Genomic DNA, 15,653 nt, shown 5'->3' with positions numbered 1-15,653 from the left:
ACGGAATTGGCTGGACTCCCGCAATGGTCCAGTCCACTATGAGCCCAGTGACGTCCTCCGCACCGCACACCCCCGCTGCCGCCGGACCAGGCGCGCGCCTGGCGCCGCAGGGTCCTGAGGGACTCGGCAACTCGCTCTGGTCGATCAACTTCCGGCTCTACTTCACCGCCCGTTCCGTCGCCATGCTCGGCGACACGATGCTTCCCGTCGCGCTGTCCGCGGGGCTGCTGTCGTACGGCTACTCGGCCGGCGACATCGGCCTGGTGATGGCCGCGACCACCGCCTGCTTCGCGGGCTTCGTGATATTCGGCGGCGTCATCGCCGACCGCTTCGACGCGCGCCGCATGATGATCGGCGCGGACCTGGCGCGGGTGTGCACGCAGTCCACCGCGGCCGTGCTCTTCCTCACCCACAGCGTGCGGCTGTGGGAGGTGGTGCTGATCGGGGTCGTCAACGGCACGTGCGCGGCGGTCTTCCAGCCCGGGGTGGCCAGCACGGTGGTGCGGGTGGCGCGGGATGTGCAGGGGGCGAACGCGGTGACCCGGGCCGCGGAGTCGGGGGCGAGCCTGGCGGGGCCCGCGCTGGCCGGTGTGCTGGTCGGCTTCACCTCGGCGGGCGCGGTCTTCGCGGTACACGCGACGACGTATCTGACCAGCGCGCTGTGCCTGCTGGCACTGCGGCTTCCGGCGGCGGGCACGCGGGCCCGCGACGGCGGCGGGAAAGCGGCGCCGGGCGCTTTCCGTGCCGATCTGGCGGAGGGCTGGCGGGAGTTCCGGGCGCGGACGTGGATGTGGTCGGTGATCCTGGTCTGGACGGTCTACACGATGTGCGTCATGGGCCCGTTCATCCCGCTGGCCGCGGGCCAGATCATCCCCGAGCACGGCGCGGGCGCGTACGGCCTGATGAACTCCGCGCTGGGGGCGGGCACCGCGGTAGGGGCGCTGACGGCGATGCGGCTGCGGGCCGACCGGCCGCTGCGCGCGGGCACCTTCGGGATCTTCGCCTTCGCCCTGATGCCCACCGCGGTGGGCCTGGACCTGCCGATGCCATGGCTGTGCTGCGGTGTGTTCGCCGCCGGGATCGGCGGCGCCTTCTGGGCGGTCAACTGGGCGACCAGCGTGCAGACGCAGGTCCCGAACGAGATCCTCAACCGCATCCACGCCTACGAGGTCGCCGGTTCGGTGGCGATGCTCCCGGTCGGCCAGGCGCTCGCGGGCCCGGCCGCCTCCGCCCTCGGCGCCCGGCACGTCCTTCAGGCGGGCGGAGTGGTGGCCGTCTGCGTCGCCGTCACGCTGCTGTGCATCCCCGCCGTACGCGGCCTGCGCCGCGCCCGCTGACCGTACGGCCCGGACGCGAGGGCCGAATCCCGCCAGCTTCCAGGACCTGCGCCGACCAGCATGATCGGCATGGACACCAACGAATTCGGCGGCAGGACCGCCCTCGTCACCGGCGGTTCGCGCGGCATCGGCGCGGCGGTCGCGCGGCGGCTCGCGCAGGGCGGCGCGGACGTCGCGATCACCTACGAGAAGGACAAGGACAGCGCGGAGGCCGTCGCGGCGGAAGTGCGCGCCCTCGGGCGGCGGGCGCTGGCGCTGCGCGCGGACAGCGGGGACGCGGCCGAGACGGAGGCCGCGGTCGACCGGGTCGCGGAGCAGTGGGGGCGGCTGGACGTCCTGGTGTGCAACGCCGGGGTGTACGTCACCGGTGCGGTGACCGACCTGGGCGCCGCGGAGTTCGACCGCGCGGTCGCGGTCAACGTCCGCGGGCCCTACCTGGCGGCGCGCGCCGCGGCCCGGCACATGCGTCCGGGCAGCCGCATCATCTCGCTGGGCAGCAACGTCGCCGAGCGCACGCCCTTCCCGGGCCTGGCCCTCTACGCCCTGACCAAGAGCGCGCTGGCCGGCATGACCAAGGGCCTGGCCCGCGACCTGGGCCCGCTCGGCATCACCGTCAACCTGCTGCACCCCGGCCCCACCGACACCGACGCCAACCCGGCGGACGGCCCCTTCGCCGACACCGTACGCGGCCTGACCGCGCTCGGCCGCTACGCCGAACCGGCGGAGATCGCCGCGGTCGTGGCCCACCTGGCGTCGGACGCGGCCTCGTACGTCACCGGCGCGACCGTGCACGCCGACGGCGGCTTCACCGTCTGAGCCGCGCGCCCCGCGACCCCCCTGTCCGGCGGAAAACCATGTGATGCGGGGCAGGGGGGACCGTAGTGTCAGGGGTGATGTCTGCCACCGGCCCTGACTCCGCGCCCGCCGTCCGCCCGCGGTCCTCGGTCCGCTCGCTGCTGCGGCTGTGGCCGTACGTGCGGCCGGTGCGGCTGCGGCTGTCGGTGTCGGCGGTCGTCGGGGTGGCCGCCTCGTGCATGTCGCTGCTGATCCCGCTGGTGCTCAAGTGGCTGGTGGACGGGCCGGTCAAGGACCGCGACCCGTCCGGGGTGTGGCTGGGCGGCGGGGTGCTGCTGGCCCTCGGCGTCGCGGAGGCGGGGCTGTTCGGGGTGCGGCGGTGGCTGGTGGCGCGGCCGCTCGCGGGCGTCGAAGCGGCGATGCGGGCGGATCTCTACCGGCGGCTCCAGCGGCTGCCGGTCGCCTTCCACGACCGCTGGGCGTCCGGGCAGCTGCTCTCCCGCGCGACGACCGACCTGCAGATCCTGCGGATGTTCCTGGCCTTCCCGCTGGTCTTCCTGTTCGTCAACGCCGCCACGCTGCTGATCGGCATCGCGGTGCTGCTCACCCAGTCCCCGCTGCTCACCCTCGTGGTGCTCGGGCCCGCGGTGCCGCTCATGGTGCTGTCCACGCGCTTCGAGCGGAAGTACGCGCTCGCCGCCCGGCGCGCCCAGGACCAGGCCGGCGACCTGGCCACCCTCGTCGAGGAGTCGGTGCTCGGCATCCGCATCATCAAGGCCTTCGGACGGCACCGCACCCAGGCGCGGGCCTACCACTCCCGGGCCCGGGAGCTGCGGACCACCGAGCTGCGCAAGGCCGACCTGCTGTCGGACCTGTGGGCGCTCATCATGACGCTGCCGGAGCTGTCCATCGGGGTGGCGCTGCTCATCGGGGTGCTCCAGGTCTCCGACGGCAAACTGTCGGCGGGCACCCTCGTCGCCTTCCTGTCCACCGCGCTCGCGCTGCGCTGGCCGGTGGACTCGATCGGCTTCCTGCTCGCCATGAGCAACGAGGCCGCGACCGCCGCGGACCGCTACTTCGAGCCCATGGACACCCCGGGGGCGGAGTCCGTCCACGAGGACACCGCGGCCGCGCCCCCCGGACGCGAGGGCGACGGCCTGCGTCTCGAAGGCGTCGCCTTCCGCTACCCGGACGCGCCCGCCGGGAGCGAGCCGCTGCTCGCGGGCGTCGACCTGCACGTCCCGGCGGGCCGGACGACGGCCCTGGTCGGCGCGACCGGCAGCGGCAAGACGACGCTGACCGCGCTCGTACCGCGGCTGCACGAGCCGACCGCCGGGCGGATCACGCTGGACGGCGCGGACACCGCGCTGCTGCCCGTCTCCCGGTTGCGCGCGCTCGTCGCGGTGGCCTTCGAGGAGCCCACCCTCTTCTCCGCGACCGTACGGGAGAACGTGGCGATGGGCGCGGGCCCCGGGGGCGCGGACGACAAGGAGGTACTGCGCGCGCTGGAGGTCGCGCAGTGCGGCTTCGTGCACGACCTGCCGCAAGGGCTGGACACGCAGGTCGGCGAGCAGGGGCTGAGCTTGTCGGGCGGCCAGCGGCAGCGGCTCGCGCTGGCCCGCGCGGTCGTGGGGCGGCCGCGGTTCCTGATCCTGGACGACCCGCTCTCCGCGCTGGACGTGCACACCGAGGCGCTGGTCGAGGCGGCGCTGCGGGAGGTGCTGCGGGAGACGACCGCGCTGGTCGTCGCGCACCGCCCGTCGACCGTCCAGCTCGCCGACCAGGTCGCGCTGCTGTCCGGCGGCCGGATCACCGCGGTCGGCACCCACGCCGAACTGCTGCGCTCCAGCGCCGAATACCGTCATCTGATGTCCGGCCTGGAATCCGGGCCGCCCGGGGAGGACGCGCCCGGGCCCGCACCCACGTCCGCGCCGGAGCCCGCCGCCCTGGAGAGGAGCGACGCCCGATGACGTCCGCCACCGAGCAGCAGCTCGGCGAGCCGGAGCGGACCGGCCCGCCCGCCCCCGCCGCCCCCGGGCAGGCGCCCCCGGAGCCCGACGCCTTCGACCGGGACGTGCTGCCCGCGCCGCGCGACGCCCAGTCGGTGCTGCTGCGTTCGCTGCTGCGCCCGCACCACCGGCGGCTGTGGCTGACCACCGTGCTGCTGCTGGTGCAGCAGGCGGCGGTGCAGGCCGGGCCGCTGCTCGTGGCGTACGCCATCGACCACGCCATCCCGCAGGTGCGCGACGGGCGGCACGGCGCGCTGGTCGCGGTCGCCGCGGCCTATCTGGGCTGCGGGCTCGCGGCCGGGCTGCTGCAGCGGGCGTTCATCCGGATCGCCGCGCTGATCAGCCAGGACGTACTGATCGAGCTGCGCGCCCGGATGTTCCGGCACGCCCAGACACTGAGCCTGGACTTCCACGAGCGCTACACCTCCGGCCGGCTCATCTCGCGCGCCACCTCCGACGTCGAGTCGATCCGCGAGCTGCTGACCGACGGTCTGGAGGAGCTCATCGGGGTGGTCCTGAGCTGCGTGTACATCTCGGTGCTGCTGATCGTGCTGGACTGGCGCCTCGGCCTGGTCACGCTCGCGTCGTACGTGCCGCTGTACGTCGCGGTGCGGATCTTCCAGCGCCGCTCGATGGTCGCGTACCGCAGGCGCTCGACGGCCGTCGCGGCGGTCATCGTCAAGTTCACCGAGACGATGAACGGCATCCGCCCGGTCAAGTCCTTCCGCCGCGAGGTGCCCAACGACACGGCTTTCGACGAGCTGAACCACCGGCACTACCGGGCCAACGGCGACGCGATCCTGGAGATGGCCCGCCTCGTCGTCGGCTCCCGGCTGATCGCCAACGCCACCGTCGCGGGCATCGTGGTGTGGGGCGCCTACCGGGTCGCCGGCGGCGGGATGGCGCTCGGCGTGCTCGCGGCCTTCACGCTCTACCTGCGGCGGCTGTACGACCCGATCGACCGGCTGGGGATGTTCCTCAACTCCTACCAGTCCGCGGCCGCGTCGCTGGAGAAGATCGCCGGGCTGCTCGCGCAGGCGCCGACCGTCCCCGAGCCGGAGCGGCCGGCGCCGCTGCCGCCGGCCGCGCACGGCCGCCCGGGGCGCGAGGTGGTCTTCGACCGGGTGCGGTTCAGCTACCGCACGGGCGGCGAGGTGCTGCCGGAGTTCAACCTGCGGCTGCCGGCGGGCCAGCTGGTCGCGGTGGTCGGCGCGACCGGCGCGGGCAAGTCGACGCTGGCCAAGCTGCTGGCCCGGTTCTACGACCCGGCGGGCGGGCAGGTGCTGCTGGACGGCACGGGGCTCGCCGACCTGTCGCTCACCGACCTGCGGCGCGCGGTGGTGATGGTGACGCAGGAGGCCTTCCTGTTCTCCGGCACGGTCGCCGAGAACATCTCCATCGGCCGGCCCGACGCGACCCGCGCAGAGGTCGAGGCGGCGGCCCGCGCGATCGGGGCGCACGACTTCATCGCGGCCCTCCCGGACGGCTACGACACCGACGTCCGCAAGCGCGGCGGCCGGATCTCCGCCGGCCAGCGCCAGCTCGTCGCCTTCGCGCGGGCCCTGCTGGCCGACCCGGGGGTGCTCATCCTGGACGAGGCGACCTCGTCCCTGGACATCCCCGGCGAGCGGGCCGTCCAGCACGCGATGCGCACGGTGCTGGCCGGCCGTACGGCGCTGGTCATCGCCCACCGGCTGTCCACGGTCGAGATCGCCGACCGCGTCCTGGTGATGAGCGCCGGCCGGATCGTCGAGGACGGCCCGCCGGCGGACCTGATCGCCGCGGACGGCCACTACGCCGGCCTCAACGCCGCCTGGCGCGACGGCCTGACCTGACCCGCGCTCCCGGGCCCGGGGGCCGTATCCCGCCACGGGCAACGTCAACCCCGCGACCGGCCCCGCGGCCCACGCCGGGAGCCGCCCCCGGGCGACAGCCGAGCCGCCCGCGCCGGAGGCGACCCTCATCCGGTGGCGGTCGCCGCCGCTCCCGGCGCGGTCGCCTGCGGGCCGGGCCCGTCGGCGGTGCGGGTCAGGGGGCCGCTGCGCAGCAGCACCGCGCCGGCGAGCGCGCCGAAGGCGAACAGCCCGGCGCACCACCAGAAGACGGTGGTGTAGCCGTGGATCGCCGCGAGCCGCAGGACGTGCGCGCTGGGCTTGCCGTGCGCGTGTGCGGCGACGTAGTCCGCGCCCGCGCCCGCCGCGATGGTGTTGAGCAGCGCCGTGCCGATCGAACCGCCGAGCTGCTGCCCGGTGTTGATACTCGCCGACGCGACCCCGGCGTCCTGCGGGCCGACCCCGAAGGTGCCGGTGGCGGCGACCATGCCGAAGATGAGGCCGCTGCCCGCGCCGATGACGAGCAGCGGGCCGAACAGCGTGCCCCAGTAGCCGGAGTGCTCGCCGACGCGGGTCAGCCAGGCCATGGCGGCCGCGTCGAGCAGCATGCCGGTGAAGACCATCGGCCGGGGGCCGACCCGCGGCAGCAGCCGGGTGTTGCCGAGGACCGCGAAGACGCCGCTGAGCAGCACCATCGGCAGCAGGGCGACACCGGAGCGGATCGCCTGGTAGCCCAGCATCACCTGCATGTAGAAGATGAGGAAGAGGAAGACGCCGAAGGTCGCGGCGCCCAGCACCAGCACGGTCAGATACGCGCCGCCGCGGTTGCGGTCCAGGACGACGCGCGGCGGCAGCAGCGGGTGGGCGGTGCGCGCCTGGAGGACGCCGAAGGCCACCAGCAGCGCGGCCCCCGCGGCCAGGAAGGCCACCGTCACGGCGCTGCCCCAGCTGTGCGAACCGGCGTGCGCGAAGCCGTAGACCAGGCAGAACATCCCGCTGGAGACGGTCAGCACGCCGGGCACGTCCAGCCGCCCGCCGGGCGCCCGCTGCTGCCTGCCGACGAGCGTGACGGCGCCGAAGGCCGCGGCGACGGCGAAGACCACGTTGACGTACATGCACCAGCGCCAGGACAGGTACGTGGTGAGCGCCCCGCCGAGCAGCAGGCCGAGGCCGCTGCCGGCGGCCGCGACCGCGCCGAAGACGCCGAATGCCCTGGCCCTTTCGCGCGGGTCCTTGAAGGTGGTGGTCAGCAGCGACAGCGCGGACGGCGCGAGCAGCGCGCCGAAGACGCCCTGGCAGGCGCGGGCGGTCACCAGCATCGGGAAGCTGACCGCGGCGCCGCCCACCGCCGAGGCGGCGGCGAAGCCGAGGAGGCCGGTCAGGAAGGTGGTCTTGCGGCCGGCCAGGTCGGCGAGGCGCCCGCAGAAGAGCAGCAGGCTGCCGAAGGACAGCGCGTACGCCGTCACGACCCACTGCCGGTCGGCGGCGCCGAAGCCGAGCGCGCGCTGCGCGGAGGGCAGCGCGAGGTTCATCACCGTCAGGTCGAGGACGACCATGAACTGCGCGATGGCGATGACGCCGAGAACCAGCCAGCGCCGCGGGTCGGCGGGCTCGCTCCCGGCCGTTTTCGGGACCGGCCCGGCCCCGGGGGTTGCGTCGTGCACTGCCACGGCCGTCTCCTTTTCGCATCAGGCACTTGTCGGACACGTCGTCAGGCCGGGTGCGCCGCCCGGAAGGGTCCGCCCGGCGCCCCGACGCCCACAGGACGTCGCTGGTCGGGGGGCTGTGACAGCGCGCGTCTGTGACGAGCGACACCGCCCGCGGCTGTCACGAACCGGCCGCGGCGGTCGTCTTGTGCGCGAGGACCGGCGCGCGGTGACCGGCCGCGCGGCACACGGGGAGGAGCCGGCAGTGGGCAAGGCGAGCGACGAGGCGGAGGCGGGGACGGGGTCGGGAACGGGGCCTGCGGAAAGCGGCAGCGCGGGCGGCGCCGGGGAGATCGTCCGCGGGGACGGGGTCGACTCGGCCACCGAGGCCTTCGTGGCCCACCGCAACCTGCTCTTCACCGTCGCCTACGAGATGCTCGGCTCGGCCGCCGACGCCGAGGACGTGCTCCAGGAGACATGGCTGCGCTGGGTCGGGGTCGACACCTCGACCGTCCGCGAGGTGCGCGCGTACCTGGTGCGGATCACCACCCGGCAGGCGCTGGACCGGCTGCGCGCGCTCGGCCGCCGCAAGGAGTCCTACGTCGGCCCGTGGCTGCCCGAACCCCTGCTCACCGCGCCGGACGCGGCCCAGGACATCGAGCTGGCCGAGAACGTCTCGATGGCGATGCTGCTGGTGCTGGAGACGCTCAACCCGACCGAGCGGGCGGTCTTCGTCCTGCGCGAGGTCTTCGACCTGGATTACGACGAGATCGCCGAGGCCGTCGAGAAGACCCCGGCGACCGTGCGGCAGATCGCGCACCGGGCCCGCGGGCACGTGGCCGCGCGCCGGCCGCGCGGCAGCGTCTCAGCGGCCGAGACGCGGGCGGTGCTGGACGCCTTCCAGGAGGCGGTGGAGAACGGCGACCTGCAACGGCTGCTGGATCTGCTCGCGCCCGGCGTGGTGGCGCTGAGCGACGGCGGCGGGGTGGTGCACGCCCTGGTCCGCCCGGTCGTCGGCGCCCCCAAGGTGGCGCGGCTGCTGGCCAACGGGTGGTACCGGCGGCAGGGCGCGCGCACCTTCGAGCCGGTCGAGGTCAACGGCAGCCCCGCGCTGCTGGTGCGGTTCGACGGGGCGCTGGACGCGGTGATGGCGGTGCGCATCGACAGCGGCCTGATTTCCGGCCTCTACAGCGTGCGCAATCCGGAGAAGCTCTCCCGGGTCGGGCAGCAGACGGCCGTCAGCCGGCACTCGTAGGCCCGGTACGGGCGCGCCCGGTCCGCCCGGAAAGTCCCCGTAGGTCGCCTGCTCGGCGCGCCGGTACGGCCGCCGAGTTCTCGGGCGTGCAACACCGCGGCAACACGCGTCCGCTATACGGATCCCGCACTCCGTTCACCGGACGTTTTTCGGCCAAGTTGGCACCATGGGACTGACATGAACAGGTAAAGAGTGCCACTCTGTGCCCCGTTCCGCAGCACATCCACAGCTCTATCCGGGCGGATCACCAACCCCTCCCGCCCGGCCTGTCACCGGCCGTCACCCGCGGCCGCCGCAGAAGGAGTGACGAGTGGCACGATCCCCCCGAACACGCCGGACGGCCGTCGCCGCCGGTGTGCTGGTCGCCGGCGCGGCCATGCTCGCCGTGACCCTCCCGGCCGGAACGGCTGCGGCGGACCCCGCCGCGCAGTCCGGCCAGGCCGCCGGCACCCACGCCCAGCCCCAGGCGGGCGCGCTGCCCGCCGCGCTGAGCCCCGCCCAGCAGGCCGCCCTGGTGTCCCACGCCCAGGCCGGCGCGGCCGCGACCGCGTCGTCCCTGCACCTCGGCGCCCAGGAGAAACTGGTCGTCAAGTCCGTGGTCCAGGACGCCGACGGCAGCACCCACACCCGCTACGAGCGCACCTACCAGGGCCTGCCCGTGCTCGGCGGCGACCTCGTGGTGCACACCAGCGCGCTCGGTGCGACCACCGGCGTCGACAAGGCCACCGGCGCGGCCATCACCGTGCCGTCCACCGCCGCGGGCATCGGCGCCGCCCAGGTGAAGGCCGACGCCCTGTCGCGTATGAAGGCCGTCCACAACGACTCCGCCGTGGTCGACTCGACCCGCAAGGTCGTGTGGGCCGCGTCCGGCACCCCCGTGCTCGCGTGGGAGACCGTGCTCGGCGGCTTCCAGGACGACGGCACGCCCAGCCAGCTGCACGTGGTCACGGACGCGAACTCCGGCAAGCAGCTCTTCCAGTACCAGGGCGTCGAGACCGGTGTCGGCAACAGCGAGTACAGCGGCAAGGTGAACATCACCACGACGCTGTCCGGCAGCACCTACCAGCTGACCGACAACACCCGCGGCGGCCACAAGACGTACAACCTCAACCACGCCACGTCCGGCACCGGCACGCTGTTCACCGACGCCGACGACACGTGGGGCGACGGGGTCGGCACCACCGCCCAGACCGCGGGCGTCGACGCGGCCTACGGCGCCCAGGAGACCTGGGACTTCTACAAGAACACCTTCGGGCGCAACGGCATCGCCGACGACGGCAGGGCCGCCTACTCCCGTACGCACTACGGCAACTCGTACGTCAACGCCTTCTGGGACGACTCCTGCTTCTGCATGACGTACGGCGACGGCAGCGGCAACGCGCACCCGCTGACCGCGCTGGACGTCGCGGGCCACGAGATGAGCCACGGCGTCACCTCCAACAGCGCGGGCCTGAACTACTCCGGCGAGTCCGGCGGCCTGAACGAGGCGACGTCCGACATCTTCGGCACCGGTGTGGAGTTCTACGCGAACAACACCAGCGACCCGGGCGACTACCTCATCGGCGAGAAGATCGACATCAACGGTGACGGCAGCCCGCTGCGCTACATGGACAAGCCCAGCAAGGACGGCGGCTCGAAGGACTACTGGTCCTCCAGCCTCGGCGGCCTGGACGTCCACTACTCCTCCGGCCCGGCCAACCACTTCTTCTACCTGCTGTCCGAGGGCAGCGGCGCCAAGGTGATCGGCGGGGTCAGCTACAACAGCCCGACCTACGACGGCCTGTCGGTGCCGGGCATCGGCCGGGACAACGCGCTCAAGCTCTGGTACAAGTCGCTGACCGAGCGCTTCACCTCCACGACCAACTACGCGGCGGCGCGCACCCAGTCGCTCCAGGCCGCGGCCGACCTGTGGGGCCAGGGCAGCGCCACGTACAACACGGTCGCCAACACCTGGGCGGCGATCGGCGTCGGCAGCCGGGTGTCCAACCCGACCGGTGTGACGGTCACCAACCCCGGTAACCAGTCCACCAAGGTGAGCACCGCGGCGAGCCTGCAGATCCAGGCCAGCTCGACGACCTCGGGCGCCCTGACCTACAGCGCGACCGGCCTGCCCCCGGGCCTGAGCATCAACGCCTCCACCGGCCTGATCTCCGGCACCACGGGCAGCAGCTCCGGCACCTACGCCGTGACGGTGACGGTCAAGGACTCGGCGAACGCCACCGGCACCGCGTCCTTCAGCTGGGCGGTCACCAGCACCAGCGGCGGCTGCACCGCGGGCCAACTGCTGACCAACCCCGGCTTCGAGAGCGGCACCAGCGGCTGGACGTCCTCCTCCGGCGTCATCGACAGCAGCACCGGCGCCCCGGCCCACTCCGGCTCCTACAAGGCCTGGTTCGACGGCTACGGCAGCACGCACACCGACACGCTCTCCCAGTCGGTCACCATCCCGGCGAGCTGCACCAGCGCCAGCCTGACGTTCTACCTGTACATCTCCTCCGACGAGGGCACGGGCACGGCGTACGACAAGTTCACCGTCGCCGCCGGCAGCACCACCGTGGCCAGCTACAGCAACGTCAACCAGGGCACCGGCTACGTCCAGCGGACGGTCAGCCTCACCCCGTACATCGGCTCGACCTTCACCCTGAAGTTCACCGGCACCGAGGACGTCACCCTGGCGACCTCCTTCCTGCTCGACGACACCGCCGTCAACGCGAGCTGACGCGGGAGCACCACCCGTTCGGCGGTACGCGCCCGGGCCGGTCCGCACAGGCCGGCCCGGGTGCGTTTTCTGTTTTTGCCGGTTTTCTCCGGTGTGGGGTGATCGGCTCCGGTCGCCTCGGTCCGTACAGTGCGGATCTGAAAGTGCCCCACATGTAGGAGATGCAATATGGCTACCGGAACCGTGAAGTGGTTCAACTCGGAAAAGGGCTTCGGCTTCATCGAGCAGGACGGCGGCGGCTCCGACGTCTTCGCCCACTACTCGAACATCCAGTCGACCGGCTTCCGCGAGCTGATCGAGGGCCAGAAGGTGTCCTTCGACGTCACGCAGGGCCAGAAGGGCCCGCAGGCCGAGAACATCAAGACCCTCCAGGCGTAAGCCCCTCCAGGTGTTCCCAGGGACGCGGACTCCCGCGCCCCTGGGGCCCGGGCCGGCGCGCCTAACGCAGGAACTCCCGCGCGCCGCGCAGTTCCGTGCGCAGGGACAGTCGGGTCGTTCGGCAGTCGAGGCGTACGTCGAGGGCTCCGGGCACGGTGCTCTCCGCCCTGAGGGCCCTCGGCAGGCGGGAGGCGTCCAGACCGTCGCGCCCGGCGATGAGGACGCCGAGTTCATGGCGACTCAGCGCATCGGCCCCCGCCAGATGGCGCACACCTGCCGCGCCGCCCGCCGCCAGCTCCAAGAGCGCGGCGGCCAGGTCCGTCACATGGACCGGGCAGCGGATGTCGTCGGTGAAGAGGGCACCCTCGCGGGCACCGGAGGCGAGATCGTGCACGAGGTGTTCGTGCCGGGAACGCCCGTGGCCGATGATCAGCGAGGTGCGGGCGACCACGGCCCGCGGATTCACCGCGAGAACCCCGGTCTCCGCTGCTGCTTTGGCCGCGCCGTACGGGGTGGTGGGATCGGGCCGAGCGGACTCGTCGTAATGGACCGCGGCGCCGGAGAACACGGCGTCGCTGGACACCTGAACCATGCGCGCCCCGCGTTCCGCGGCCAGCATCGCGAGATGGACGGGACCCGCTGCCGTGACCTCCCAGTCCGCCCCGCCGCTCGCCGCGTTGATGACGACATGCGGATCGACCTCCGCCAGGAGGGCGCCCAGGCGTCCCGTGTCCCGCAGATCAAGGGCATGCCACCCGCCCCGGGAGGTCGGCCCCCGGTCGCGTACGTCGCGGCCGTGGCCTGCCCGGCCGCTCGCGCCTGCCGGACCAGCTCGGTCCCCAGGAAGCCGCTGCCGCCGATGACCAGGATTGTCACGAACGACAACGGTAGACCGCCCTCGTCCGCCGTGCGGTAGCACAAGCCTTCTCGTCGCAAGGACGGCCTACCGGGGAAGAGCGCGCTGCTTTCCAGGGCGGCCGAGCTGGTGAACAGCCCAGTTCGCCGATCGCCAGGGCTCGGGGTCGAGAGTGGTGCGGCAGTCGACCAGCAGGGGGTTGGCCGGGCGGTCCGCCAGCGCGTGGGGGTCAGCCTGTCGGTACTCGGGCCACTCGGTGGCCAGGACGACGAGGTCGGCGCCGTCGAGGGAGGCGGCCAGGTCGGCGGTGTACTCCAGCTCCGGGTTTCGGATCATGGCCGTGGAAACGGCCTGCGGGTCGTGGACGGTGACGACGCCGCCGGCCTGCTGGAGGGCCTGGGCGAGTGCGAGAGCCGGGCTCTCCCTGACGTCATTGGTGCCAGGCTTGAACGCGGCGCCCCACACGGTGATCCGGGAGCCCTTGATAGGGCGGTCGCCCAGGGCGCGGGTGATGAGGCCGAGGGCAACGGTGGTGCGGTTCTCGTTGATCTCCTCGGCGGCCCGCAGAAGGGCCGCGGCCCGGTCGGCTCCGAGCTGCCGCGCGGATGCGGTGAAGGCGCGGACGTCCTTGGGGAGGCAGCCGCCTCCGTATCCGATGCCGGGCCGCATGCCCCCGGCGCCGATGCGGGGATCGATTCCCAGGATGTCCACGATCTGGGAGACGTCCCCGCCCGCGGCCTCGCACATGTCGGCGACTGCGTTGATGTAGCTGATCTTGAGGCCGAGGAAGGTGTTGGCGGCGCCCTTGGCCAGCTCGGCGGTCTGGGGGTCGGTGACGAAGATCGGCACGCCCGCGTCGATGATCCCGGCGTACACCGCGCGGATCGCCTTCTCGCCCTCCGCGGTGGAGACACCGGCGATGAGCCGGTCCGGGCGGAGAGTGTCTTCGACCGCGTGGCCTTCGCGCAGGAACTCGGGGTTCCAGACGACGTCAACCCGGTCGCCCGCGGGGGCCAGGCGCTGGGCGAGTTCAATGACCTTACGAGTGGTGCCGACGGTGACGGTGGACTTCCCGACGATCGTGCAGGCCCGGTCGAGGTGGGGAGCAAGTTGCCGGACCGCGCCGAATACCTGGACGGTGTCGTACGAGCGGCCGTCCGCGTCGATGGGGGTGCCGACGCCGATGAAGTGCAGTTCAGCGAAGTCGGCGGCCTCGCGGATGTCGGTGGTGAAGCGCAGGGCCCCGCTCGCGGTGTGGCGGGCGAGCAGTTCCGGCAGCCCGATCTCGTAGATGGGGCACTCGCCGGCGTTGAGTCGATCGACCTTGGCCTGGTCGACATCCACGCCCAGCACCTCGTGGCCCAGCTCGGCCATTGCGGCAGCGTGCGGGATACCGAGGTGTCCACAGCCGATCACGGAAACACGCATTGCAGGTCGTCCTTGTCCGGTCGGGGGCACACCGAAGCTGGTGTGCCCCCGACGCTATCGGTGCGCGAGTTGGCCCAAATGGCTTTGCCCGCTGGTTCGTCGGGGTGTTCGAGCGGGTTAAGCGGGTGCGTCCGGGCGCGGGAAAGGGAGGGCGCCCGAAGGTTCAGCTCACGTCCTCCAAGGCACCGTGCAAGGCGCCGCCCAGGAACTCGATGTCGTCGTCTATCGACGTCAGCGGGGGTGTCCACGTGCAGGCCGATCCGGCGGCCCGTGCTGGAGTCTTCGGTCGTGGTGGCCCAGTTGCCAGGGCTGGCCGTGCAGCCGAGGAGTTCGGTGGGCCAGCGCCCGTTGAGGGGGTCGAGGCGGGCCGCGGCTTCGAGGCGACCCTCGAGATCGTCGGGGTCGAGGTCTGGCAGCGGGCGGCGTACGAGTTCGATCCGGACGCTGGCCGGCATCGAGCCATCGGCACGATGGTGCTCGGCGTCGGCGGCGGTGAGAGTTGTCCAGTTCTCGTCCGGGACAATGGCGGCGTCGTCGTAGCCGGGCTCGCTGCCGGTCAGCCGGACCGGTGCGATGGCGCACCGACCGCGTACGTCGTCGAACGTGTCGAATGCGAGTTGCGGGCCCATGGCCATGCCTCCTCGGTCGGGTGCGGGGCTACTTGTCGTCGAGGTCTTCGCCGAAGGTGACGTCCAGTTCGGCGGCGAGGGCTTCGGCCAGCTGGAGTGTCTGGGTCTGGTCGATGACGATCTGCTTGAGTGAGGAGAGGCCGCGCAGCTGGGTGAGGGTGTTGCCTCGCAGGTCCAGGCCGCGGTACTTGCCGCCGTCGAACTCGGTCAGCCGCAGGTCGCAGTCGTCGATCAGGGCCGCGCCCAGGTCGGCGGTGTCGAAGGTGGTCTCGCGCAGCGAGCACTTGGAGAAGATCACGGGGCCGGTGGTCCGGAGGCGAGTGAGGGTGCTGTAGTCGAGCTTGCAGTTCTCGAACAACACGTTGTCGAGCGTGATGTCTTCGAGGGTGGCGCCCATGAGCTTGCAGTCGCGGAAGACGGCTCGGGAGATCTTGCTGTCGGTCCACCGCAGGGAAGACAGGTCGCAGCCGATGAACTCCACGGAGTCGACGCGGAGCTTCTCCAGGCTGGTGCGCTGGGCCTTCAGACCGGTGATCCGTCCATCGAGCAGGTGGGTGTCGGCGAGGTCGAGGTCGCGCAGATCGGCGTCGGCGTACTGGAACTCGGCTACCCGTCCGCGTCCGCCTTCGAGTGAGGTGACGTTGGAGAGGTAGAGGCCCGGCTCGTTCAGCGCGGGGAGAGTGACGCTCGTGCGGCGGATCGTGCGGGTGTCCATCAACAGCCTTTCAACGCGGTGACTCGGTCGGCGAGTGCTGCCGGTCTCGAAGAG

At 72.5% G+C, this 15,653-nt stretch carries 11 protein-coding genes and 1 pseudogene; 7 read left to right on the top strand and 5 right to left on the bottom strand.

Annotated elements, in window-relative coordinates:
• Positions 1 to 38 precede the first annotated feature (38 nt).
• The 4 genes from ACH4SL_RS13540 to ACH4SL_RS13525 all read left to right on the top strand — a co-directional run bounded on the left by ACH4SL_RS13540 (position 39) and on the right by ACH4SL_RS13525 (position 5,976).
• Positions 39 to 1,337 carry an MFS transporter gene (locus ACH4SL_RS13540; RefSeq protein ID WP_398445326.1) on the top strand — a complete coding sequence of 433 codons (1,299 nt, stop codon included), beginning with the start codon at positions 39 to 41 and terminating at the stop codon, positions 1,335 to 1,337.
• A gap of 69 nt (positions 1,338 to 1,406) precedes the next feature.
• Entirely contained in the window at positions 1,407 to 2,153 is a 747-nt protein-coding gene (locus ACH4SL_RS13535) for an SDR family NAD(P)-dependent oxidoreductase (protein WP_398444695.1), read from the top strand.
• Between the two features lie 77 nt (positions 2,154 to 2,230).
• Complete coding sequence (locus ACH4SL_RS13530; protein WP_398444693.1) at positions 2,231 to 4,102, top strand: ABC transporter ATP-binding protein; 1,872 nt, start codon at positions 2,231 to 2,233, stop codon at positions 4,100 to 4,102.
• Positions 4,099 to 5,976 carry an ABC transporter ATP-binding protein gene (locus ACH4SL_RS13525; RefSeq protein WP_398444691.1) on the top strand — a complete coding sequence of 626 codons (1,878 nt, stop codon included), beginning with the start codon at positions 4,099 to 4,101 and terminating at the stop codon, positions 5,974 to 5,976. The genes ACH4SL_RS13530 and ACH4SL_RS13525 overlap by 4 nt, the downstream gene beginning before the upstream one ends.
• Positions 5,977 to 6,101: 125 nt before the next feature.
• Here ACH4SL_RS13525 and ACH4SL_RS13520 read toward each other — a convergent pair whose 3' ends face one another.
• Positions 6,102 to 7,643 (bottom strand): MFS transporter, encoded by a 1,542-nt coding sequence (locus ACH4SL_RS13520; protein WP_398444689.1) that lies wholly within the window; start codon positions 7,641 to 7,643, stop codon positions 6,102 to 6,104.
• Between the two features lie 241 nt (positions 7,644 to 7,884).
• Here ACH4SL_RS13520 and ACH4SL_RS13515 point away from each other — a divergent pair, with 241 nt between their 5' ends.
• The 3 genes from ACH4SL_RS13515 to ACH4SL_RS13505 all read left to right on the top strand — a co-directional run bounded on the left by ACH4SL_RS13515 (position 7,885) and on the right by ACH4SL_RS13505 (position 11,971).
• Positions 7,885 to 8,874 (top strand): RNA polymerase sigma-70 factor, encoded by a 990-nt coding sequence (locus tag ACH4SL_RS13515; RefSeq protein ID WP_398444688.1) that lies wholly within the window; start codon positions 7,885 to 7,887, stop codon positions 8,872 to 8,874.
• Between the two features lie 376 nt (positions 8,875 to 9,250).
• Positions 9,251 to 11,593 (top strand): M4 family metallopeptidase, encoded by a 2,343-nt coding sequence (locus ACH4SL_RS13510; RefSeq protein ID WP_398445324.1) that lies wholly within the window; start codon positions 9,251 to 9,253, stop codon positions 11,591 to 11,593.
• Between the two features lie 168 nt (positions 11,594 to 11,761).
• Complete coding sequence (locus tag ACH4SL_RS13505; RefSeq protein ID WP_031518373.1) at positions 11,762 to 11,971, top strand: cold-shock protein; 210 nt, start codon at positions 11,762 to 11,764, stop codon at positions 11,969 to 11,971.
• Positions 11,972 to 12,032: 61 nt separating this feature from the next.
• On the opposite strand, the pseudogene ACH4SL_RS13500 reads toward ACH4SL_RS13505, so the two are convergent.
• From ACH4SL_RS13500 to ACH4SL_RS13485, 4 genes and pseudogenes are all read right to left on the bottom strand, one after another.
• Positions 12,033 to 12,847, bottom strand: a pseudogene (locus tag ACH4SL_RS13500) (SDR family oxidoreductase).
• A 67-nt stretch (positions 12,848 to 12,914) separates the two neighbouring features.
• Positions 12,915 to 14,255 carry a UDP-glucose dehydrogenase family protein gene (locus tag ACH4SL_RS13495; RefSeq protein WP_398444686.1) on the bottom strand — a complete coding sequence of 447 codons (1,341 nt, stop codon included), beginning with the start codon at positions 14,253 to 14,255 and terminating at the stop codon, positions 12,915 to 12,917.
• Entirely contained in the window at positions 14,240 to 14,884 is a 645-nt protein-coding gene (locus ACH4SL_RS13490; protein ID WP_398444684.1) for a hypothetical protein, read from the bottom strand. The genes ACH4SL_RS13495 and ACH4SL_RS13490 overlap by 16 nt, the downstream gene beginning before the upstream one ends.
• Before the next feature lie 28 nt (positions 14,885 to 14,912).
• Complete coding sequence (locus ACH4SL_RS13485) at positions 14,913 to 15,599, bottom strand: pentapeptide repeat-containing protein (RefSeq protein WP_398444681.1); 687 nt, start codon at positions 15,597 to 15,599, stop codon at positions 14,913 to 14,915.
• Positions 15,600 to 15,653: the final 54 nt, after the last annotated feature.

Source organism: Streptomyces sp. NPDC021020, assembly GCF_044333285.1.
In the GTDB taxonomy this organism is placed as follows: domain Bacteria; phylum Actinomycetota; class Actinomycetes; order Streptomycetales; family Streptomycetaceae; genus Actinacidiphila.
Note: the sequence above shows the minus strand (reverse complement) of the source record. Positions and strands in the feature narration are given on the sequence as shown.